General features: G+C 45.1%; 21 protein-coding genes. 2 read left to right on the top strand and 19 right to left on the bottom strand.

The window, feature by feature from the left end; all coding sequences use genetic code 11:
* Positions 1-30 precede the first annotated feature (30 nt).
* From PUT07_RS32980 to PUT07_RS32950, 7 genes are all read right to left on the bottom strand, one after another.
* Positions 31-1,896 (bottom strand): ABC transporter permease, encoded by a 1,866-nt coding sequence (locus PUT07_RS32980; RefSeq protein ID WP_274473043.1) that lies wholly within the window; start codon positions 1,894-1,896, stop codon positions 31-33.
* 85 nt (positions 1,897-1,981) lie between these two features.
* Positions 1,982-2,767, bottom strand: coding sequence for an ABC transporter ATP-binding protein (locus tag PUT07_RS32975; protein WP_274473042.1), 786 nt, complete (start codon positions 2,765-2,767; stop codon positions 1,982-1,984).
* A 191-nt stretch (positions 2,768-2,958) separates the two neighbouring features.
* On the bottom strand, positions 2,959-3,981 hold the full coding sequence (locus PUT07_RS32970) for a sensor histidine kinase (protein WP_274473041.1): 1,023 nt from the start codon (positions 3,979-3,981) through the stop codon (positions 2,959-2,961).
* A gap of 19 nt (positions 3,982-4,000) precedes the next feature.
* Positions 4,001-4,684: a response regulator transcription factor gene (locus PUT07_RS32965; RefSeq protein ID WP_274473040.1), complete on the bottom strand. Its 684-nt coding sequence runs from the start codon at positions 4,682-4,684 to the stop codon at positions 4,001-4,003.
* 600 nt (positions 4,685-5,284) lie between these two features.
* Positions 5,285-5,743: a DUF2269 family protein gene (locus PUT07_RS32960; RefSeq protein WP_274473070.1), complete on the bottom strand. Its 459-nt coding sequence runs from the start codon at positions 5,741-5,743 to the stop codon at positions 5,285-5,287.
* A gap of 14 nt (positions 5,744-5,757) precedes the next feature.
* Complete coding sequence (locus PUT07_RS32955; protein ID WP_274473039.1) at positions 5,758-6,486, bottom strand: NAD(P)-dependent oxidoreductase; 729 nt, start codon at positions 6,484-6,486, stop codon at positions 5,758-5,760.
* A gap of 238 nt (positions 6,487-6,724) precedes the next feature.
* Positions 6,725-7,057: a winged helix-turn-helix transcriptional regulator gene (locus tag PUT07_RS32950; protein WP_274473038.1), complete on the bottom strand. Its 333-nt coding sequence runs from the start codon at positions 7,055-7,057 to the stop codon at positions 6,725-6,727.
* Positions 7,058-7,283: 226 nt separating this feature from the next.
* Between PUT07_RS32950 and PUT07_RS32945 the strand changes: the two genes are divergently transcribed.
* On the top strand, positions 7,284-8,510 hold the full coding sequence (locus tag PUT07_RS32945; protein WP_274473037.1) for a hypothetical protein: 1,227 nt from the start codon (positions 7,284-7,286) through the stop codon (positions 8,508-8,510).
* Positions 8,511-8,621: 111 nt separating this feature from the next.
* On the opposite strand, the gene PUT07_RS32940 is transcribed toward PUT07_RS32945, so the two are convergent.
* Together PUT07_RS32940 and PUT07_RS32935 are read right to left on the bottom strand one after the other, a co-directional pair.
* Positions 8,622-9,236 (bottom strand): hypothetical protein, encoded by a 615-nt coding sequence (locus PUT07_RS32940; protein WP_338000791.1) that lies wholly within the window; start codon positions 9,234-9,236, stop codon positions 8,622-8,624.
* 231 nt (positions 9,237-9,467) lie between these two features.
* Complete coding sequence (locus tag PUT07_RS32935; protein WP_274473036.1) at positions 9,468-10,013, bottom strand: GrpB family protein; 546 nt, start codon at positions 10,011-10,013, stop codon at positions 9,468-9,470.
* A gap of 157 nt (positions 10,014-10,170) precedes the next feature.
* Between PUT07_RS32935 and PUT07_RS32930 the strand changes: the two genes are divergently transcribed.
* Positions 10,171-10,974, top strand: a complete 804-nt coding sequence (locus PUT07_RS32930) for a VOC family protein (protein WP_274473035.1) — start codon at positions 10,171-10,173, stop codon at positions 10,972-10,974.
* 25 nt (positions 10,975-10,999) lie between these two features.
* Here PUT07_RS32930 and PUT07_RS32925 read toward each other — a convergent pair whose 3' ends face one another.
* The 10 genes from PUT07_RS32925 to PUT07_RS32880 all read right to left on the bottom strand — a co-directional run bounded on the left by PUT07_RS32925 (position 11,000) and on the right by PUT07_RS32880 (position 22,279).
* Entirely contained in the window at positions 11,000-11,524 is a 525-nt protein-coding gene (locus tag PUT07_RS32925) for an AAA family ATPase (RefSeq protein WP_274473034.1), read from the bottom strand.
* A gap of 185 nt (positions 11,525-11,709) precedes the next feature.
* Positions 11,710-12,594 carry a carbohydrate ABC transporter permease gene (locus PUT07_RS32920; protein ID WP_274473033.1) on the bottom strand — a complete coding sequence of 295 codons (885 nt, stop codon included), beginning with the start codon at positions 12,592-12,594 and terminating at the stop codon, positions 11,710-11,712.
* Between the two features lie 19 nt (positions 12,595-12,613).
* The gene (locus PUT07_RS32915; RefSeq protein WP_274473032.1) at positions 12,614-13,504 is read right to left on the bottom strand and encodes an ABC transporter permease; all 891 of its coding nucleotides are present in this window, start codon (positions 13,502-13,504) and stop codon (positions 12,614-12,616) included.
* Positions 13,505-13,601: 97 nt separating this feature from the next.
* Positions 13,602-15,248, bottom strand: a complete 1,647-nt coding sequence (locus PUT07_RS32910) for an extracellular solute-binding protein (RefSeq protein WP_274473031.1) — start codon at positions 15,246-15,248, stop codon at positions 13,602-13,604.
* A gap of 175 nt (positions 15,249-15,423) precedes the next feature.
* Positions 15,424-16,230 (bottom strand): response regulator transcription factor, encoded by an 807-nt coding sequence (locus PUT07_RS32905; RefSeq protein WP_274473030.1) that lies wholly within the window; start codon positions 16,228-16,230, stop codon positions 15,424-15,426.
* A 7-nt stretch (positions 16,231-16,237) separates the two neighbouring features.
* Positions 16,238-18,043 (bottom strand): sensor histidine kinase, encoded by a 1,806-nt coding sequence (locus tag PUT07_RS32900; RefSeq protein ID WP_274473029.1) that lies wholly within the window; start codon positions 18,041-18,043, stop codon positions 16,238-16,240.
* A gap of 102 nt (positions 18,044-18,145) precedes the next feature.
* Entirely contained in the window at positions 18,146-18,649 is a 504-nt protein-coding gene (locus PUT07_RS32895) for a GNAT family N-acetyltransferase (RefSeq protein WP_274473028.1), read from the bottom strand.
* Between the two features lie 220 nt (positions 18,650-18,869).
* Positions 18,870-20,528, bottom strand: a complete 1,659-nt coding sequence (locus PUT07_RS32890; protein ID WP_274473027.1) for a DUF6138 family protein — start codon at positions 20,526-20,528, stop codon at positions 18,870-18,872.
* Between the two features lie 185 nt (positions 20,529-20,713).
* Complete coding sequence (locus PUT07_RS32885) at positions 20,714-21,256, bottom strand: DinB family protein (RefSeq protein ID WP_274473026.1); 543 nt, start codon at positions 21,254-21,256, stop codon at positions 20,714-20,716.
* Positions 21,257-21,331: 75 nt separating this feature from the next.
* Positions 21,332-22,279 (bottom strand): helix-turn-helix transcriptional regulator, encoded by a 948-nt coding sequence (locus PUT07_RS32880; RefSeq protein WP_274473025.1) that lies wholly within the window; start codon positions 22,277-22,279, stop codon positions 21,332-21,334.
* Positions 22,280-22,292: the final 13 nt, after the last annotated feature.

The raw sequence follows: 22,292 nt of genomic DNA, 5'->3' as shown, positions 1-22,292 counted from the left end.
TTTACAATGACCGGATGCGTGCATTAGGCACTACATGGCATTCTGAACGATTTTTTTGTAATAACCGATAGTTAACAAGATAAATACGATATATATCAATAGGTACACACCCATGGCTATCGCAGACGGCACGGCTATATTTGAGACTACGGCTATGGAGACTGTTTTCACGGCAAATATAGCGTGTGAAATCCCAATAACAAGAGGTATGGCAAAAACAAATAGCTGCTTACGTACAATGCCTTTCATGATGTCCTTTGTCTCAAAGCCGAGCTGTCTCAACGTAATAAAGCTGCTCTTCTCCTGATCCGCTTCCGTCATTTGTTTGAAATACAGGATACTGCCGGTTGAAATCAGAAAGAGGAGTCCCAGAAATCCGGCTATGAAGATAAACATTCCAAAATCTTGGAGTGCATTGCGGTATTGCCTCTCATAATCAGAAACAAAGTCTCCTTTAGCCACATATTTCGCATAAACATCCGAGGCCTTGACACGCTGTTCTTTGTCCGGTACCTGGAACGTATCGAGAGTTATCGTTTCGTATCGGGGATATCGTCTCGTCTTCTCCTCTTCATACTGCGGAGAAGCTATCATCCTCTCTTTGAGTTCCCGTACAGTTGACTCTGATGTTACAAGTTGAAGACCGTATACGTCATAATTCATAGCATATCTCTCTATAAGCCCCAGCACCTGAGGCCCTTTCTCGCTTCCGGACAGATTCAGCTCAACCTCTTTAGGAAAATTCGTATATTTCTGCCCTGCTATCGATGATTCGAGTTTTGCCCTTCCGTTATAAATAACGGCTTCCCCGGGTTGAGGGACGTTCATGTCCGCTCCAGCATTCTGAAGCTGTTCCGCTGGCAGAAAAAGCAATTCGTCATCTTCAACGAAGGCATGATCGGAATGATCACGGATCGTGCCCACCAGCTTCACGGCTTCTACCTGCTTATGAACGAAGCGTATCCTTTCACTATTCATCTCCTCACTGAACATCTTTGCATTCGTCTCGCCATTCTGAATAACGAAATCATACGGAAACGCGATGCGCGTGTCATTTCCAGCGGAAACATAGATCGAATAAGCTACCGCCACCATCGTAAGGGTCATTGCCGAGAGTACGGTGATCAAAGTTAGTGAATTAGCTTGCGCTTTCATCCTGTGCATGAGGGGGGCTAGCGACAAAGCAAACTTCAGCTCGAGATGTCCGTTGACACCTCTTCGATACCGATAGAAGAGCCAACTAATCGTGACGCGGAACAACAGATACGTACCTGCAATTGTTGAAACGAGAATCAGGAACATGTCCAAGAGCAATGTGTCGTCCGACAAATGCCCCGAATGTTGATAACCGTACGCGATGAGCGCTATGGCGAGCAGCGCGAGGATCGCGGCCGCGATGGATGTAGGCTTGGCAGGATGCTCGTTTTGTTTCTCCGCATGAAACAGGTCAATCAACGTATTGCGATATACCTTTCGTAGCATCTGTATGGAAGTGATCACGATCAGCGCGGCAAAAACGGCGACCGTTTGTGTAACACCCGATAGGGAGAACTTCACTGAGACTATTCCTTCGAAACCCAAAAGTTTAATAAGAAGCAGCAGGAAGATCCGGTATACAAGGGCTCCGCAGCCGATCCCGAATAGAAGTGCCCCGAAGCCAAGAAGAGCGTTTTCAATAAGGAGGAATCGTGCGACCCCTCTTTTCGTCAAGCCGATCAACTGATACAACCCGATTTCTTTGCTCCGCCGGCTCAAAAAGAGACTGTTCGCATAGACCGTGAACACAGCCACAATAAGCAGTAGCATCAAGCTGGCCGATTGAAATGAACTTGAAAATCTAGCGTTTTTCTCTATATTCGCGATAATGGATGCGTCATGCTGCAATGTGGCAAACACAAAATAGAGACTCGTGCTGAAAATAAGCGCGAAAAAATAAAGATAATAATGTTTGATATTTTTTCGCATACTACGAATCACTAGCTCAAATAACGTCAACGGTGTCACCCCCAAGGACGGCTTGGACATCCATAATTTCTTTGAAGAAGGACGGCCTCGTTTTATTGCCACGGTAGATTTCCGAGTAAATCAAGCCGTCTTTCAAAAAGATTACACGGCTGCAATAGCTGGAGGCCACAGGATCATGCGTCACCATCACAATTGTACCTAACCGTTCTTTATTGAGTTCCGCAATGGTATCTAATAAAGCAGAGGCGGATTTGGAGTCAAGGGCGCCTGTCGGTTCATCGGCGAATACCATGGCAGGCCGATGGATGAGAGCGCGGCTGGCCGAAGTCCTCTGTTTTTGGCCGCCAGATAGTTCATGCGGATATTTGTGCTCCAGGCCTTCGATACCAAGGGATTGGGTAATAGCCTTGAATTCTTCTTCCGCCGCCGTTCGGTTCCTTCTCCCGAGGGAAATGGGAAGAAGAATATTTTCCTTAACCGTCAACGTATCTAGCAGATTATAGTCTTGGAAGATAAACCCCAATTTGTTGCGGCGAAAAGAAGACAACTCGGCGTCCTTCATTTTGGACACATCGGCATCCTCGATGAAGATCGTCCCATCTGTCGGGCGGTCAATCGTAGCAAGCACATTAAGTAAAGTCGTCTTACCTGATCCCGACGGCCCCATGATCCCCACGAATTCCCCCTCTGTGACACGAAGGTCGATTCCCTTTAAAACCTCCTGAACGCTGCCTTTTTTACCATAGGATTTATGAACGTTCTGCGCATGCAGCATTGTTTTTGGCGATTGAATTGTATTCATATCAGACCTCCATATTGGATTTATCCTTATTGTAAGACGTACATCCGGTTGCGTCGCACGTATTAGATGATATTTGATAGGCGGTATGTTACATTATTGTCATATTGCTGTGAATTCATTGCTGTAATTGAATTTAAAAAAGCAGGCGGGAAAATCCCCGACTGCATAGTAGGTTTACATAGCTCGAACTTTTATTCCCGGAATGCCTCGAAGTCATTCTTAGTTGAGAAAATCATTCTCATAACGGTTCCATTCGTTTGACCGGATTGTGCGTCGAGCGTAATACCGATCATCGTTGCGACGTTCCGTGCCAGATACAGGCCAAGGCCAGTTGCCGCATTGTAAATTCTCCCGTTTCCCCCCGTGAAACCTTTGTCAAAAATACGGGGAAGATCATGCGCCGGAATCCCAGGTCCCTCGTCCTTCATGTACAGGATGACATTGCCTGCGGGCAATATTTCAGTCGATATAAGGAGGGTTCCGCCTTCGGGACTATATTTCACGGCATTCATCAGTAGCTGCCGAATGATAAACCGGCACCATTTGATATCGGTTATCACCTCAGCCTCTTCCCCTTTGAATTCGACTGCAATGTTCTTCTCCATACACCAAGAGGCTAAATCACGGACTTCTTTCGCCACAAGTCGCTGAATGTATGTTTTTTCTAGCACATAATCCGACCGCAGCGTAGGCATTCGCGATATATACAGCTGCCGATCGACGAGTAAATAAATCCGCAACCACTCTGCTTCTATTTTTTGCATGATCCGGACGTATTGATTTGCATCGATAATTAATTTCATAGCAGTAAGTGGCGCCTTGATTTCATGCACCCAGGATGCGATATAGTCGCTTTCCATCTTATGCGTGGTGTTCATATCCGACAGTTTTTGTTTATGGAACCGGTTCACGGCATACAAAGCTTCACTTACGATCTTATCCCGCGCATGTACGGGAGTGGGTAAGGCTTCAAGCCAATTGTCGCTCATGTCTCTAGTGCGTGCCTCAAGCATGCGAAGATAATGCATTTCTTTCAGGTAGCGCCATAGGAAGAAGATGATAAACGTAATCAGTAATACCGAATCCAAATAAACAATCGAACCGATCTGTAAGGCAATTCCTTTATCTAGTAGAAGGAGTACATTCGTTAATCCAATTAGTATAGCAAACATTAGAATCCAGCTTTTCATACTGCTAACATAACGTAAAAACATCTATGGGTTTCACCTTCCCCTATAAAGTGGCCGCCATGTAGCCTAAGCCTTTTTTCGTAACAATGGCTTCTTCCAATTGAAGGAGCGCCAGCTTCTGGCGTAAACGTGTAATATTCGCAGTGAGTGTATTGTCATTGACGAAGTGCTCGTCCTCCCATAGCTTTCTTATAAGCTCATGCCGCGATATGATTTCATTCTTCGCTTTAATAAGAGTCGAGAGAATAAAAAATTCGTTCTTCGTGAGCTCAACGTCCGTTCCATCCTTACGAATCACGCCGCGATTCATAAGTAATACGGCACCGTTCCATTCAATTACATCAGCCGCCTCTTCCCCATAGGCATAAGTGCGGCGAAGTAAAGCCTGAATTTTCGCAAGCAGGACATCGATATTGAACGGTTTCTGAATATAGTCATCTGCTCCCATGTTCATGGCCATGACCATATCCATCGGATGATCCCTTGACGATAAAAAGAGAATGGGGACCTTCGAAATAGCACGAATCTCCCGGCACCAGTGAAAGCCATCAAACTTTGGAAGTTGGATATCCAGGATGACAAGCTGAGGCTGACTGTTTACAAAATCACTTCGTATGTCCTCGAAATTATGGGGTCCTGTGACATGCAGAGACCATTTCTCCAGCCTTTCTTTCAGTAAATTAAATATGGAGGCATCGTCCTCGACGATGAAAATATTCATATTCATTCAAGCTGCACACCTTTCTACCACTTTCTTTATACTCGGATAACAGGATTATTGTACCCGAATGGACACAGGGAAACAAAGGGCGATGCTAAGAATTTGTTCTGAAAAAAAATCCGCCATTTATGCGGATGTTATTCTTTCCTTAACCATAACAGCATCACTTACTTGCCGGCTGCTGGTTTCCATGAATGAATTTCTATATTGTTCTTTGTCAACCGGCTGGATCTTATCACATTTTGATCTTTCAATTCATTGAATAACTGATAATAGTCTTGTTCTAAGCGATCCCAATCCTGATATTGTCCATTAGCAACTAAGTGTCCATGTGAAGATCTTAAGTTCGTAAGGTTATGTATGTATCCTTTGGAAGGCCGCCAAACGGGAACTTCATCAACCCAATCCGCAAATAATAATCCTTTCCACTTTTCCCCTAAAGCGGATTGTAATAATTTTTTATTAGCATCTTGACCAACGCCTCTGAACATTTCAAGCTTAGGAGGATCATAATCGGCAAGAAAGGAGCAGCTGCTGGTAGCAGAGCTACTCCTTATTTTTGTGAATAGCAGTAAAAATATGGTTAGGACGCTCCCATGGGCCGCCTTAAAATGGCTTAACGACCATAAGCACCAAGATGGCAATCATCAGCAGCTGTGCTGCCGTCTCGATGGGTACGATCCTTTTTATCAGCAGACCGAACTCGGCGGGGATTTCATTACTCTGGTCTTGACTGTCAGATATGATCTTTATGATCTTTTTCATGCGCGGCTCGATCCAACCGTCGATCATGACGACCATGAGCAGCGATAAAAGGATGGATACATTCAGCCACATTTGGGATAACCCCATCTTGGTTATAATCATAAGCCAAACCCCGGTTACGATTAGTACGACTCCGCCAATTTTAGGTATTATGTTAAGCTTGGTCGTTATACCAAAAATAAAGTCCAGCTGGCCGACGGTTCTGGCGAATCTTCGAATGAGGGGCATCACGAAAGCGGGGCCAATGATGGCGATCGAAGCCAATATATGCAGGAAGAGCAATAATCCAAACAAGCTTATTATCCCCCTTTTCCTCAGCACACTGCAATATTGCTATGATAGGCTAGACCGACCCTTTTTCTTTTAAATTCTCCACCGAGCTCAAGATGGTGCAGCATACATATGGCGACATCGTCGTAAGCAACATTCAGCTCTTGAAATCGGCTGAATAAGTGACCGGCTATTTCGGCCTCGGAATATTCCTTGATCATCTCCGGAATCGGAACAGGCAAGATTTCCGTTGTTACATGTAAATGAACCGCAGCTGGATGCTCTCTCGTATCCATCATTGTTCCCGGACACATTATGGACCAATCCAGTTGAGTCTGCTGCAGCCTTTCGAAGTTCCGGTTGTGATTTCTATATTCAGGTGGGAAGCCGGGTAGATTGTTCCCGATAAGGTTCGTATACGGAATGTCCAGCAGGCCTGCTCCTCCCATAATCCATACCCGCCCGGAGAAACTAGGTTGGCGTTCACATTGGCTTATAATGTTATCGACGAGACGAACAAACTCTTCTCCCTGTCCTGCATGGCCAGCTGCAAGAATAGCGGCGTCTTGGTGCACAAGCGCCTCACCGACGCTCACCGGGTCCATCATATCTTCCACGATCACCTTCACATGCTTGGCATCATGCTCACCTAGTTGATCATATAGCTTATCAGAATTTCGCACAAATGCGGTCATCTCATGCCCCATTTGTATCCCTTGTGCCAACACTCTTCTCCCTGTATTCCCCGTCGCTCCAAAAACAATAATTTTCATTGTTCCTTCCTCCTCTTGAATGGGTCCCAATATTTGGTTGACTCAAGCATAGCACCGCTTCAAAATTATGTTAAGAACCCACTTTAAAGTAGGGTACTTACTTAAAAGTAAGTATAACGGCAAGGAATACCATGTACGCGAAGGTTGGGAGGACAGAGATAAACAAAAGCCGCCCGGAATCCCGTGGCAGCTTTTAATTTGAGTTATTGATTGTTGTACAAGTTCAAGTGAACTAGCTCTATGACGCCGACTCTTCATATTTCCGCTTATTATGATTCTCTCCCCAAGCACACATGACTTCTGCTACAGGTATCAATGTTTTGCCGTATTCACTAAGAGAATATTCAACTTTTGGAGGGACAGTAGGGTGAACCTTTCTATCGATGATGCCTTCATGTTCCAAATCTCGGAGATGTTGTGCAAGCATCTTTTGCGAAACATCAGGTATAAGCTTTTCCAGATCGTTGAATCGCTTTGTGGATGCAATCAAATGCCATAAAATCATTGGCTTCCATTTGCCACCTAAAACATGAAGGAGTGTCTCAACTGGACATTCACGTTGATGAATCATTGATAATCATCCCCTTACAAACAAGTAAGTTCATTTCCTCAAATTAACATAACAAAATTTTACAATAGCCATACAACCAAGTCAATCATTGAAAATAACCTCCGCCCTACTATCCGTCAGGTATGGGATCATGTTAATACCCATTAATTCACTGACTATATGGAAACATTTGGGTCATTTATGCGTCTAATTTTTATATAGACTAAAGCTTTAAGGAGGAAATCCATTGCGATTTTACATTTTAGCCATTTTGATATTGGGCTTCATCATGAGGTCTCCGAATGTGCAAGCCGAGGAATTGTCCCCTGGAGAAAAAATAGCTGATCCCGAGTCGATGCCTTACATAACGCTGCTTGACGAATTTACCATGTACGCCAATAATACAACACGTCCTGAGGATTCGATAGGTAGACTTAGTTCCATGCAATCGGTACGTATGGCTCCACTGCCTGAGAGTGAGTTGATGGGTATCTTAAGTATGACTAAGGTACCTATCGTGACATGGCTTGGTACGGCATGGATTGATCTTAATGAGGGAGGTTATAAATATGGAAAGCTCGAGTGGAAGGAACAATCGTTAACCCTGCTCAGCGAAGTGCAGCTCTTTGATCAGCCGAATCTGTCGACGAAGCTTGCGCTTGCCCCTCAACAAGTCCATGCCATTGCTTCTGTAGAAGAATGTAATCCATATAGCCGATGCTATGGCAAAGACCGATGGTACTTAATTCAAACCTCTTGGCTTGGAGCAAAATGGATTCTTCCTTATCATTACGCAGAAAAGTATGTAGGTGAGCCAGTAGAAGGCTTCATCTCAGTTGAGGAGACCACTCCAGTTTACCTTTACCCTTTCGAGAAGCCTCTCGCTAACGAACCCGCGGCGAAGCCCTCGATTTTAAAACCAACAGCAAAGTATCTACTTGTTGGCCGTGCAGGGCCGAGTCTGTGGTATCAAATACAGACGGATGATAACAAACTTCGCTGGATACATGCGGATAGTTCACATGGTCTAGGCTTCGAGAACATACAAAGAATTGAACAATCATTCGAAATGACAGTGCCCTTTCACAGCTACGGCAATCCATTTGCTAGTTATGAAATTGTTCCGGAACATTCCCCCCAAATTCTTCACTTCACTGGACAACTTGGTGTCTGGTTTTTTACGGTTATAGGAGATAAAGGTCAGTGGATCAATCCTTCCTTGGAATATGCTAAGCAAATCTCAGAAAATGATTCTCAGCACTCCAAGTTGGGCGTTAAGCATATGCTTGTTGAGGTACAGTTAGATGAAAACTCTGTGGCTTTAGACATTCCTTATATAGATGATCAGACTATTCATGGGGCACTTAAGTTTTCAAAACAAACGGTGAAAGCCTCTCTTGTCTGGCAGGCACCCAATGGAGTGACTTGGTACTACATTCATACCTGGCAGGGGGCTAAATGGGTTCGGCAATAGTCAAGTCGAATTCTAGGTAATCTATCCTAAATTTCATCAACTAGCAGAATTGGCTGCCGATCTTCATATATCGGCAGCCTTTCTTTTTATCTTCATACTACCAACTGATCGTCATGGCTTGCTGTCGGTCTGTCTTTGAAAGACGACTTCATTGCCTGCCGGATTATCCTTCAGGGGAACTCCAATCTCTCTAAAGATAAAATCTATGCCCGAAATATCGTCAGGTAATGCTGGTGATACGATGTAGTTAAAAGATAAATGACCTGAACTACCGCCTCCACTATCCATGCGACAATGATAATTCTCTCCGAGATGCAATACGAAAGTTTTATTCAACTTTAACGAGTGGTCACTCTTTACATCCCAATCAATATTAAAGGTTATTATGCTTGCATTACTGTATTGCCGCATAGATGTCACCGTATAGATAAACTCTTCGTTTACCTTGGATTTCAGAATGGGCACGTGTTTTCTGAATCCAATAGGTTCTATTGTCGGTTTAAATTGCTCCTCATTTCTCAGAACATGAAATACTGATTTCAAATAATCTTCATAGAGGTCAAAAGCAATTGCCCATTTCTCAATATACTCGAATTGCGGATAACCTGGATTATTGTTCGATATTTCTTTGCGTTGTTTTAGTAACTCGCATATCTGCTCATCAATAGGCAATAATCGCTCATCATAATACTCGGTTGGACGTTCAAATGGCATCCGTTTCATCATTGTCCTCCTCTTGGCGTTCTTTTCAACCATGATCATCTAAATATTAACATATTATGGAACTCATGTATCTTCCCCCAAGCATCCCCTTTTAAAATGAGTCGCTCTCACAGGCAATCAAGCAATCAAGTTCCAATCTGATAACACAGGATAAGAACCACGTTCCGTGCCTGGAGGTGTAAGGGTGCAAATTTGCCCTGGCTTGGTATGCTCCCTGGTTTTACATCAATGAACCTAGTTGTCAGATCTTCCTGGTTGCCAGCCCACTTCTTGCGACCAGTTATGAGCTTTTTGCAAGATATCCCAAACGATCGGCCCTTTTCCTTCAACATATTTTGGGCGTTCATTTTTATATAGTTCCATTAATCGATGTTTCTCCTCTGCATATCTTAAACAATCCTGAGGGTGCTGACGTATATAGTCTCTAAAGAGCAAAGTCATTTGCTCAGAGAAACTACCGACTTGTCTAACATGAATATGAGTTCTTCGCGTGCCCGGCAGTTCTCGAAAATATCTCTTCGTTTTATCTGGATTTTCATCACGAAATACAAATCCAACGCTCTCAATCTTCGTCTTATAGCTTGCTATGTCATCGTAATTCAGAACTGATATTTGGATATCAATGATTGGTTTTGCATCCAGACCATCGATCGATGTAGAACCTACATGATCAATACGAATGGCCAAATTCCCTAGTGAATTTCTCAATTTTAAAGCAATGTCATTGAACAGATCCTTCCATCCCCTATCGTGTTTGGATATCCTCCACTGATCTTCCATATGTTCTTAAGCTCCTTCAATTCAGTTGTTTTTACGTTCGCCCAGCAATGAGTACTTCAATAAAAGACCTTGTCACTTTTTTAAACTTAAATGTATACTATGTTTATTAATAAAAAGGGTAAGTCACTCTAAATCATTGGAAAGGAGTGATAAATTCATGATTACTCATTTCGCTCTACTTCAGTTGAACACGGTTTCAATTCAAGGTGTCAAACAATTTTATCATGAACAGCTGCGGCTCCCCATTGTTAATGAATCGGATAATGAAATATGTTTCCAGCCGAATCCATACTTTACACTATCCTTTAAAGAAGCTGTGGAGCCATTAGCTCCGGCACATTTTGCTTTCGAAGTCCCCTTTTCAGAGTTCGAAGGTGTAGTAAATTGGCTCCGTGAGTCAGGTATTTCGCTTCTAAAGTGGTCGGACGGCCGAATTATTGACAATTTTGAAACAGGCAGGAATGTTTACTTCCGAGACGGGGACGGCAATTTACTAGAAATCATCGCTCATACGTATGTCAGAGAAGGAGTACTACCTCCAAGCGGTGAGATGAAAATACTTTATCTCAGAGAAATTGGATTTCCTGTAGATCGTGTAATAGATTTCAGAGAATTGCTAGTTGACATTTTTAATTTCAAACTGGATAAAGTTACGGATAACTTTACTTTTGCTATCGGCGGTACAGCACACGCGGTTATTCCGTCAAAAAAACGAAAGTGGATACCTATTGCCATGACTGCTTTACCACCGAAGATGGATGTGGCTTTTGGGGTCAGTAGTTCTGATTTTATTGAGAAAGTAAAAGCAAACATTCGTGCAAAAGGCATACATGACGAAAGTAAGGAAGAGGGTCTGCTTCATTTTAGAATCGATGAGTACAATTTTTATTTAACTCTTACGAATTTTCCTGAAGACGTGCCTGCACGTTTAAATTTACCTTATTCGAGACAACAATCTTAAATTCACTAACGAATCGCCCTTCTCATCAGTAGCACGTTTCAAGCAGAAAGGATTGGATTCTCTCAATAAGAATATCTATAGGTAATACAGTATCCAAAATTAATTCCCCTCCTAAATATTCCGGACCAAAATCCTTATAGTGTGCTTTTAGCTCAGATAAATTAGTTATCAATTGGTTGGGTAACGGATTGATGCTTCGCATAGCAAGTCTTTCAGACCAGATGGATTCATCACTGCAGATACAATGTATCGTCTTTAATTCCCCACCCCTATCTGCAATCCACTTCTCTAATTTCTTTACATCATCCATATTATTTAGTCCGTAATCGAGTATAATGGCGGCATTTGAATCGATTACATTTTGTAAGTAGCGATAGAGAATTCCGTAGCAGATCTTATTTCTCGAACCGTGATCTGGAATGAAACTAGCAACTGAATCATAGATATCATCCTTATGTAACACAGGTATCTTAACTCTCTTAGCTAGTTCGTTGGATATAGTCGTTTTACCAGTCCCAGCTTTTCCCCTAAATAAAATGATTCTAGTCATGCTATCCCCCATCGTTTGTGTCTCACCGCAAATGGTATTCATTTCCCCTTCGAATGATAGTTGGGTATTTATGTATTTGACGAGTCAAGCTTGAATGAAGCTCACTCATAAATCAAACTTTCCCAACTAAATAAGCGCTCACCCTCCTGTAGAGTGAACGCCTGATCTATATTTGCCAATTAAACCTATTCTTTAACAGAACCGAGCATGATACCGTGAATAAAATACTTTTGCAGAAACGGATACACGATCAGAATCGGCACCATGGATACGACGATTTTAGCGGCGTTTAACGTTTTATTGGACACTTTCATCAATAGCTCAGCCTGTGTGGAATCCAACTCCACAATATTGAGGTTGATGACGAGCTGCTGGATATACGTTTGCAGCGGATAATTTTCCGCACTGCGCATAAAGATCAAGCCGTCAAAAAAGGAGTTCCAATGTCCGACCACACTGAACAAGGTTACGGTAGCCATGGCCGGCAGGGACAGCGGCAGGAACACTTTGACCATCATGTACCATGGGCCAGCGCCATCCATATACCCGGCATCGCTTAGCTCTTTCGGCAAGTTCCGGAAAAAGTTCATGAGCAGAATGACATTAAACACCGGCACGGCTCCGGGCAGCACTAACGCCCAAATGGAGTTAAACATCCCTAGCGATTTGACTGTCAAATATAACGGAATGATACCGCCGCTGAATAGCATGGTGAAGAGCATAAACCACATATACATGTTCCGGAGCGGGAATTCCTTGCTGCTTCTTGAGAGCGGATATGCCATCAGTACGGTCAAAACGAAATTGATTGTTCCACCTAGCAATACTCGCTTGATTGAAACAAAAAAGGAATGCAGAAAATGCGGTTCTTCCATAATACGGCGATATGATTCTACATTGAAGCCGACCGGCCAAAACTTGACGAACCCCCCTTGAGCCGCCGCATTGTCACTGAAGGAAACAGAGAAATTATGTAAAACAGGTGCAAGCGAGATTGCTGAAATGATGAGCATTAAAATAACTAAAACAATTTCAGTCGTACGAGCCGCTAAGGTTCTGTTGCGTACCATTCGATTTCACCTGCTTTATTTAGAAAATTCGGTAATTCGCATATTTGTAGGCCACTTTATAGGAGATTATGATCAGAACAAAGCCGATTACGGATTTTAATAATCCGACGGCAGTAGCAAACCCGTACTGCGCCTGTACAAGTCCAACACGGTAAACATACGTATCAATAATATCACCTGTGTCATACACAAGAGGATTGTAGAGATTAAAGATCTGATCGAAGCCTGCGTTCAGTATATTGCCGATACTGAGGGTAGCCAGCAAAACGACCGTAGGAATTAAGCTCGGTATCGTAATATACATCAATTGTTGAATCCGGTTCGCGCCGTCCATCTCAGCCGCTTCGTACAGAGCGGGATTAATTCCTGCGAGTGCAGCTAAGTAAATAATGGCGGCGAAGCCGAACTCTTTCCAAATATCGGTACTGACAACAATGCCGGGAAACAGGTTACTTTTGGCCAAAAACATAATCGGCTCGAATCCTAGCGATGTCAGTGACTTATTAATAATCCCATCCAGGGATAGGATATCCCGGATCACACCTGCCAAGATAACCCAAGAAAGAAAATGAGGCAAGTATACGATCGTTTGCACCCATCTTTTAAGCGCCATGAAGCGGATTTCATTGAGTAGAATCGCGAAAACCAGCGGCACAATCAAATGCGCGATAATTTTACATACGGAGATGAACACGGTGTTGTAAAAAATGACACTGCTGTCTTTAATCTCAAACATATACTTGAAATTTTCGAAGCCAATCCATTCTGAACCCCAAATCCCCAAGCCCAATTTAAAGTCTTGAAAGGCAATAACGATACCAAACATGGGTACCAGATGAAAGATAATTAGCAGCACGATACCCGGCAGCATCATCATGTGATAATGCTTGTAGTACGATTTAATGTTCATGATGTCCACACCTCTGCTATTTAAGATAACAATCCTGGTTAATGAAGAGAGCACCACCGCTTGGCCTGGGGTGCTCTCTTGCCTTTATGAAATACGACTACTTCTTGCTTTTCGCGATTTCATCGGCAACTTCTTTTGTAATTTCATCGCCGCCCTGCGCCTTCCAATCGGCAACAAACTTTTCGAACGTATCGAGCGGCTGCTCACCCATGACGATTTTGAAGAATGTTTCTTTCTCAAGCTTCTGCAAATTCGCCCATTTTCTTTCCATGGTCTTGGTTGTCGCCGAATATTCACTGAAAACTTTATTCTGATTTTGCTTCAACAAGTCTGCCGGAACCGTGTAACCGTAGTAGCCCGACCAGTCCTTCAAATCCGCCTTCGGATTGGCCTTATCCCGCACAGCCTTATTGTACAATTCCTTCATTTCCGAATTCAGCTCTTCCGGCTTGATTTGATTACTAAGCGCCTTCTTGAGTAGATCCGCTTTCCGCTCCACCGCATCGGCATAGTCGTAGGTTGCATTCCCAATCGGCCAATATTCCGCACTGACCGTGAAGTCCAGCTTCAACGCATCAGGATCGACTTTACGCTGTGCGGCGATAAACGTGTTGGCATAGATCATAGCCGCTTCAGGATTCTTCATCCCTTTTTTCACGACGATGAAAGTGTTGCTGACTGGCAGCATCAGGGTATTGACAGTTCCCTTGGCATCGGGGATCAAATAAGGAACGAAATCAACCTTCGGATTATTCTTGATCGCATCGGAAACCAGTCCGCCCGACCACCATGGCCCGAAGAAGATTCCCGCTTTACCCGCGATGATGTTCTCATTGGGATCTTTGCGGAGGGCAAATTCCTTATCGATGGCTCCTGCGGCATACATGTCGCGCAGCTTGCCGAGCGCTTGCTTCGTCTCAGGTAAGATAGAGGCGTAAACGGTTTTGCCCGAGCTGTCCTTAATCCACTGGGAAGGGTACGCCCCTAACGCTTGGAATATGCCCTTGAAATCACCACGCTGCGCCTTGTTAGGCACCATCAACGCATTCTCGTAGCCGGCGATTCCCATGGTATCCGCCTTGCCGTTGCCGTCCGGATCCTTCTCGGCGAAAGCCTTGGCAAACAGGGCAATATCGTCGATTGACTTGGGCGGCTGCAGCCCCAATTTGTCCAGCCAGTCCTTACGCACCCAAGCCATACTGGCCGCATCGGCCTGAACGCTGATATTCGGAATGCCCATTAGCTTGCCTTTGAAGGTCGCTTTCTCAATCGCTTTGTTATTCGTGGAAGCATATAATTCCTTCGTCAGCGGGGAGGCATATTTCTCATATACCTTGCTTAAGTCTTCGATTTGTCCGGCTTCGGCAAGGGACAGGAACATTTGCTCATTGACCATCATCATGTCCGGGAGATCGTTGCTCGCCAGAGCCAGTTTCATCTTTTGATCATAATCCTGACCGGATGCGTACCATAAAATTTTAAAACTGATATTCGTTTTATCCTTGACATACTTCATGTATTGATTGCTCTCTACCGTATCTCCGGCAGGCAGTTTAGCTCCTGCGCTCACACTTTTGAAGGTAGTGACCTCGATTGGATTCGGCATCTTGAATGGATCTACCTTCACGTTCGTATCTGCCGTCGCTTGTTCACCGCTTTTCCCAGTCCCTCCGTCATTGCTTGTGCATGCCGATAGGAGAAGAGACATAGCAACCAGCGATATGATGGCATTCTTTTTTTTCATACTACCCCTCCTGAACGTTCTTTTGGAAAAGAGACTTCCTGTGATCGAAATGTAACCGCTTTACTCTTCCATCATATCGAATTTAGATTCCGTTGGGGGCAGATTTCATCTTGCATTCCGGCACATATCATCTCGTGTTTCAATCCTTTGAAGGCCTTTTGGATAAAATTGCACTTTACTTTGGACGATTTGCGACCTCGCTCTGAGTTTTACGGAATTCACTGGGCAGCATCCCTGTGATTTCCCGAAATACTTTGCCGAAATATTTTTCATTCGGGTATCCCGTCTGCGTCGCAACCCAGCTAATCGATTTCCCAGTCTGGCTAAGCAGCTTTTTGGCATGATCCACCCGCACTTCCCGGATGTAATCGTTGAACGTTTTCCCCACCACATCGCGGAAACAGCGGCTGAAATAACTGCGGCTCATGTTTACCCGCTTAGCAATCTCGGGCAAGTAAAGCTCTTCCTGCAGTTCTTGACGCATAATATCGACCGCCATTAGAATACTCGCTTTCACTTCGGAAGAATAAGGGCTCTCAGCATCCATAATGAATTCGTGGCCTGCCGGATGCGGAACTTTCAATTCTCCGTTACGGGTATGCAGCTCCTTCATCTTATTCACAATGCGCTGAAGCACCTCGTTCATCTGCTCGTGTTCGAGCTCCACCTTTGTAATGTAGTCCAACGCGCCCAAGCGCAGGGCTTCCTGGATCCATTCGAAGTCCTGATGAAACGTGAGCACGACCATGCAGATGTCCGGATATTGTTCTTTGACGCGCCTCATGAGCTCGATGCCAGACATGAGGGGCATCGCTAAATCCGTGATCAGCAGGTCTACCTGCTGGTTTTCTAGAAACTCGAGTGCCTTTTTACCGTTTCCCGCTTCACCGACGACTTCGAGATTATTCTCCTGCCATGGCATCATCGAGATAAAGCCTTTACGCACCAAATGATCATCGTCCACAACGAGTACTTTTATCATCTCCGGATCATCTCCTAGCAGTTTTTTGTAGAGAGGACTGCCTCATAAGTGCAAGAGGCGTATGAAGGTAGTCTTCTGCCTTATTCAGCGGGTGGTTCGGGATCGGAAGACGCAGTGAGATCGTTGTTCCCGCTCCGATGCTGCTATGAATATGAAAACTCGCATCCGCACCGAATTGGAACTTGACCATTCGGTATACATACTGCAGACCGATTCCCATGCCGACCTTTCTCTCCTCCGTCCCCCCGCTCATTAAACGATCGATCTCCTCCTGCGACATTCCGTCTCCATTGTCCTTAACTTCGATCATGACATGCATGTTCCCGTCTTCCTTCACTCTGACTTCAATAATGCCTTGGTCCTCCAACCCGTGATACAGCGCATTCTCGACTAGAGGCTGCATAATAAACCTTGGAATCGACAGTTCAAGGGCTTCGGCATCGGCCGATATGTTCACATGAAATTGAAAGTTATAACGGATGCCCTGCAGCTCGACATAATTTTTCAAGGCATCGATTTCGTCTTTAATTCGCGCCACTCCGCCTTTCCCAAGGTTATAGTGGAGCACTTTGTTCAGCGAGGATATAAGGCGGTCAATCTCCTTCTGTCCGTTTGCACGGGCTACCCAGCGGATTGTATCGAGCGTATTATGGATGAAATGCGGATTGATCTGCGTCATTAGCTTCTCGACCTCCAGCAGCGCTTTGCTCTTCTCGTTCTGCTCCACCTCTCCGATCAGTTCGACAATGCGGCTCCGCATCTCGGCAAACTCCCTGTAAATAACGGCAAACTCTGTTATCTGTGATTGCCTTGTTGGGAAATTTTCATGATTGTTTTTAACACTCCGGATATCTGTATTCAGCAAATTCAACGGTCGATAAACGGTTCTCCAAATCAACCAGGCAATAAAACAGCTTGTTGTAAGCGTTAACACTGCGAAGAAAGCGAATTGCTCCATCCAACGGTTAACCTCTTGGTTGTACACCCATCTAGGTACGGCCGCAATAATTTTCCATGATTGATTGCTGGTTTCTTCAAACATATAAAACTTATTCTTTAGGCCATCGTTTGTTTTGTTATCTAGATAGACCATCCCTAGCGGAAAATCATCGGGATTCTCGCTGTAAACAATGCGGCCATTTTGGTCAGCGATCAGGTGAACGAGATGCCCGCCGAATTGATCGCCGTCTTTAATGATGCTTTCCGCCAATTTAAAATTCGTTTCAATGTACACGTACACGTCATCACGGTCCGGCAGCTCTACCTTGCGTAGGATGGACAGGACTTGTTTGCCGTCGATCGGATTTAGGGAAAGGTGTGGACCCATATAGGTGATTTTATCGAATTGAATGAGTACCGGCAGCTTGTTAAGATCGTCTACCTCCCGGACATTGAAATTCTCGAACAATTTCTGGTTGTCTTCCGCGAAATAATAGAACATAAGTCCCAGCGTGGGGTTCGTAAAATGAATTAAACTTAGTGCGCTCCGGATCTCGTCGCTAAGCTGTTTTTTCTCGTATAAATCAGCGGACAGATAAGACTCCAAGCTTTTTCCGACCCTGCCGTCAAAGGCGAGCTGTTGGGACGTATGATTCAGCTGACCGAGCGTCTCTTCAAGCGATAGCCGCACCTGGTGCAAATTGCTTTTCACGCCACCCTCTGCTTTATTTTGCAAGATCGCATACATTGAGAAATAAGAGATACTTCCGATAAGGATTAACGGGGTTAGAGAGCTAATAAACAAATAGAGAATCAACCGATATTTCAAGCGGTACGTTTTGGCGGTAGAACCTTGTATTTTGGATGTATTCACAGCTGGATAACCTCACTTTGATGGAGGAATGGTGTGCTATCGCACATAAGCACGAAGTAAAGCGCTTCCACGTAAATTTATGTTTAGGAAACGTCAGTAAGACTATAACTTTAACACCATCAAATCCTCACTGTAATACTGCCCGTTATATTTTAAGGCATTATGTTCTACGCCGTAGACCTCGAATCCTAAGGATTTGTATAATCTTTTGGCGATTTCATTATCGGATAGGACTGCTAAATTTATTTGTTCTAGCCCCGTACAACGTTTAGCTTTGGCAACTAATTCAAGCAATAGCAATTTTCCTAAGCGGATGCCTCTTACGTTGGGTGCCACATACATGCCAAATACGTTGCCTTTATGAGCGGTTTTCAGACCAGTTTCTCTTACAAAGGCTACAATTCCGACTAACGTCCCATTAGGATCAAAGGCTCCAAGTACGAACTTATCTTTCGTGGGCTTCATCCGCTCAACAACGGTTTCGAGAGAAAATTTCACTTCTCTTTCATACGTCGACCCAAAAGCTTCCGGGTTGCTCTTCAATGCACTCAAGCGTAACACTTGATACAAACTAGCATCAGATTCTTCTAAAATACGGATTATCATTGAAATTTCCCCCTTTGAAGATAAAAGAAAACGCTAAGACTCATAGATAGAGAGCGATAATTTTACTATCATATCCCGCTTGGTAATCATTAACAAGTGTTTTTTGGTATTGATAGCGCAGTAAAAAGAGGCTTCCGCTGATCCGGAGCCTCTTTCGTTGGTCCGCGCTAACCTCCACGCAGTTGAAAGCGAAATCAACAAGACGCATCGCATGCGACTATTACCCGCGGCTAGCGGTCTGAGCGAGTTCGGAGAGCCATTTTCCGCGATCACCTTCGGCTTTGGCGGCTATCTTCTTCAGCTTCTCTGTCCCTCCCCAGATCAAATAGATGATTTGTTCCACCTCATCGCGCTGAAGACCGCGAACGTAATCGAACAGCTTCTTGAGATTCCTATCGTCTTCCATATCGGCCTTAATCTTCACCTTCATCGAATCCGTGCTAGACAACATGCACTTCACAAGCGTAGGAATCGTCTCTGCATGAACGCCATGCCGCTCAGCCAGAGCTACCGTGAAGTGGTTCTGAACGGACTGGTGTTCTTCGTCAACCTTCTCCATATATTGCTCTACTAATGGGAAATAAGCCTCATCCGCCAATCCAAGGCCGAAGACCGCATAACTGCCCGGCATGCAGCATGCTTCCCCTTCCGCATCCGAATACCATTCGAATGTTTCCATCGCCGCCCGGGCGTACATCTCCAGCAAAGGATGCAAATTCGGATATTCCAAGGCATTGGCAAAAAAGCGGTGCGTGCTCGACTTCGCCAACCCTTTGATTGGCAGCCATTGCTTGATACTAGATTTCAGCTTGATTTGATAGCTCTTCGGAAATCCCAAGCTTAACAAGCGAGTCAGGAACCGCAGTGCACACGCATAGCTCTCTTCCGTCTCCTGATTAATGGCGATGGTCACCTCGGCCAACACGTCGTTGGCTGTGCATTCTATCCGTTCGTCGCGATAGCTGGCGTCTTCCTTAGCGAACGTTCCGCTGCCTTCCTGCTTCACACGCTGCGCTAGCGCGCTCCCCATCTCGGTCGCGTAATTCAAATAAGCCAAACCCTCACTCCTACTATAGGAGGGAGCGTATTTCAGAATCAATATCGCGGCATAGAGGACGAGTTCAATCGGCCCCTGCTCGGTATTTTCAAGTCGGGCATCGCTTTTTTTCTTATATTCCTTCTGCCACTCTGTCCCTATAGGATCGAAATAACGGGGCAGCCAATGCTTCTCTACCCAATTGCGCAAAGCCGCGCTCAGATTACCCCGATGCTCTGCCAGATGTTTGTTCCCTTTATTCACTTGTTGAATGTGATCGAAAATGGAAATGATCCACCCGGGATCCGCATTTGGAAACAGTCTCTCGTCCAACAAGTGCCTGGAAAGGAAGAACGTCTCCAAGGGTTTGGAGGGATATTTCCCGGCAGTTAGCTTGTCCGCGATGTAAGTGGAGATTTGTTCCAGCAAATATGTCTTCTTCGTCTCGTCGACATATTCGAGAATCCGAACGTTAACTTCGCCTTCCCTCGTTCGAAATTTGCCGTTAAAAGTAAATTGATAATCGATGACCGCTGTCGGCAGCTCATTCAATCTATGCCGCATATAAGAAGCGAGTTCAGGCACAATCCACTCTCGCACTTGTTCCTCAGTCAAGAACTCGCCAATTGGACCGGCATTGCCTTCCGGCAGCGTAGAAGCGGGCTCCTCATCCGTCACATCCACCCTGCCAGCGGCATATTCGAGCAGAGCATAACCGTGAATTCCCACCTGCAGCGAGGTCCGCTTCACGATTTTTTCCGCATTCTTATCATGAATAAAAGCTATCCAATGGTCGATCTCCCGTTTCATTTCGCCCAAAATCGACTCAAGATTGTGATCCATATCCATCTAATGCTCCTTTCGGAAGAATAAAGAGGAAATGAATTCATTGTACCATATATTGGAATGCGTAATGTACCGCCTAACAGAACAAAAAGACTGCCAATTGTACCGGCAGCCTTCATATGTGGTGCTAAGACACGACGCCAGTCCAACAGCGGCTTTGCCCGTCAATAGCACTCTGCATGTTATGCTTTCAATTCCGAAACATGTTTCAAGCGCTCCAGCTGCGATAGATGGTGCCTGTAATGCATGTCGACAAGCAAGAACCACTCTTGGGCGTTCAGTGCGCCGAATCCGGGATGAACAACCTTTTTGCTCTCGGACACTCGGCTCACAACAGGTTCAGTCCGTTTCATCCGCTCCACGACAGCGCGAAAGCCTTCCGTCAGCTGCTCCTTGCTCTCCGGCTGTCGCGGCGTGTATTGCGGGGAAGCAGGTACCTGAATCCGAATAGGCGGGAAACTTCCTACTTCGTAGGCAGCCTTGCCCCTCTCTGTTTTTTCCTCCGCAGCGTCTACGGTTGCTTCACCTCCAGCCAAACATAGATCCACATTGTGCAAATGCATGAATTGCGCCGATTGAATTAAATGCATGTACATTTGACCAATCGACCATTCCTCCTCGCTCGGTTTGGCTAACAGCTGCTCCATATCGAAGCTTTCCAGTTCGATTAAATAACGTCCTACGACCACCTCAAAGGCTTGTAATGCTTCTGATGTATTTCTCATGTATCAAACAACTCCTCATTGATTCATTTCTTAGCTACAATCCCAATATAACAAAACGCTACTGACAACAGCGTGTCAGTAGCGTTTTAACATCTTTTCAGCCTCTTCCCGAATCCGATGTCGAAGAGTCTCCGGTTCCAGCACCTCAACATCCCCGCCCCAGCCGAGAATATAAGACAGAAGCTCCTCCGGCTGCCGGACGAGGAAGTTGACGATGAGACCGTCCTTCCGCTCCTCCGTCGATTCCATATAGAAATGGCAAGTCTCAGTGATTTTATCCGCAATTTGAGGATTAGCCAGAATCACTACCCGTTCGTTACGATCGTCCAGCGGACGGTAGTTGTTCAGGTTAAATCCATTGGGTATGAGAAAGCGATCCTCCATGACGGTAACCCCCGTCATCCGCGACAACCGGAAATGCCGAATTTCCTGCCGCAAATCGCAATGTGCAATCAACATCCAATTTCCCTGAACAAGCGCCAATCCGTAAGGAGCGACCTCACGCGTACTCTTCCGATTGCCGTCTGTTTCCGGCATTTTTTTCAGATACGTCATTCGTAGTTTGCGGCGTTCCATAATTGCCCGCCTCGCTAGTCCGAGATTGTCCTTTTCCCTCAAGCTGGTTACCGGCTCGCCGGCCTGAAGAAGCCGCATCGTCTCCCGAACGCGCGTCGACTCGCCGCGAACGGGCTCCGGCAGAATAGCTTCAATTTTGCGGCGAGCCGCCTTAGCTACAACTGCGTAATCACCATCCAATCGCTGTTCGATGAAGTCAGTCCCCATAAGCATGGCTACGGCCTCTTCAACGGAAAACCCGACCGGTGGCAGGAAATATCCTTCCATTAGAGAGTAACCCTGCCCAGGAGCACCAAGAATTGGAACTCCCATTTCGCTTAGCGACTGTATATCTCGATAAATTGTCCGAACACTAGTCTCAAATGTAGACGCCAAATCTTCCGCTCTCAACACTTTACTTCGCTGAAGCTCAAGCATGATGGCGAGCTGCCGATCCGTCTTGTTCATTATCTGTTCCCCC

Source organism: Paenibacillus sp. MAHUQ-63 (assembly GCF_028765165.1).
GTDB lineage: Bacteria > Bacillota > Bacilli > Paenibacillales > NBRC-103111 > Paenibacillus_E.
Note: the sequence above shows the minus strand (reverse complement) of the source record. Positions and strands in the feature narration are given on the sequence as shown.

Bases quoted from the DNA above. Each gene is read 5' to 3' on its own strand.
- PUT07_RS32975 (WP_274473042.1), bottom strand. From the start codon at position 2,767: ATGAATACAATTCAATCGCCAAAAACAATGCTGCATGCGCAGAACGTT.
- PUT07_RS32970 (WP_274473041.1), bottom strand. From the start codon at position 3,981: ATGTTTTTACGTTATGTTAGCAGTATGAAAAGCTGGATTCTAATGTTT.
- PUT07_RS32965 (WP_274473040.1), bottom strand. From the start codon at position 4,684: ATGAATATGAATATTTTCATCGTCGAGGACGATGCCTCCATATTTAAT.
- PUT07_RS32955 (WP_274473039.1), bottom strand. From the start codon at position 6,486: ATGAAAATTATTGTTTTTGGAGCGACGGGGAATACAGGGAGAAGAGTG.
- PUT07_RS32950 (WP_274473038.1), bottom strand. From the start codon at position 7,057: ATGATTCATCAACGTGAATGTCCAGTTGAGACACTCCTTCATGTTTTA.
- PUT07_RS32940 (WP_338000791.1), bottom strand. From the start codon at position 9,236: ATGATGAAACGGATGCCATTTGAACGTCCAACCGAGTATTATGATGAG.
- PUT07_RS32935 (WP_274473036.1), bottom strand. From the start codon at position 10,013: ATGGAAGATCAGTGGAGGATATCCAAACACGATAGGGGATGGAAGGAT.
- PUT07_RS32930 (WP_274473035.1), top strand. From the start codon at position 10,171: ATGATTACTCATTTCGCTCTACTTCAGTTGAACACGGTTTCAATTCAA.
- PUT07_RS32925 (WP_274473034.1), bottom strand. From the start codon at position 11,524: ATGACTAGAATCATTTTATTTAGGGGAAAAGCTGGGACTGGTAAAACG.
- PUT07_RS32920 (WP_274473033.1), bottom strand. From the start codon at position 12,594: ATGGTACGCAACAGAACCTTAGCGGCTCGTACGACTGAAATTGTTTTA.
- PUT07_RS32915 (WP_274473032.1), bottom strand. From the start codon at position 13,504: ATGAACATTAAATCGTACTACAAGCATTATCACATGATGATGCTGCCG.
- PUT07_RS32910 (WP_274473031.1), bottom strand. From the start codon at position 15,248: ATGAAAAAAAAGAATGCCATCATATCGCTGGTTGCTATGTCTCTTCTC.
- PUT07_RS32905 (WP_274473030.1), bottom strand. From the start codon at position 16,230: ATGATAAAAGTACTCGTTGTGGACGATGATCATTTGGTGCGTAAAGGC.
- PUT07_RS32895 (WP_274473028.1), bottom strand. From the start codon at position 18,649: ATGATAATCCGTATTTTAGAAGAATCTGATGCTAGTTTGTATCAAGTG.
- PUT07_RS32890 (WP_274473027.1), bottom strand. From the start codon at position 20,528: ATGGATCACAATCTTGAGTCGATTTTGGGCGAAATGAAACGGGAGATC.
- PUT07_RS32885 (WP_274473026.1), bottom strand. From the start codon at position 21,256: ATGAGAAATACATCAGAAGCATTACAAGCCTTTGAGGTGGTCGTAGGA.
- PUT07_RS32880 (WP_274473025.1), bottom strand. From the start codon at position 22,279: ATGAACAAGACGGATCGGCAGCTCGCCATCATGCTTGAGCTTCAGCGA.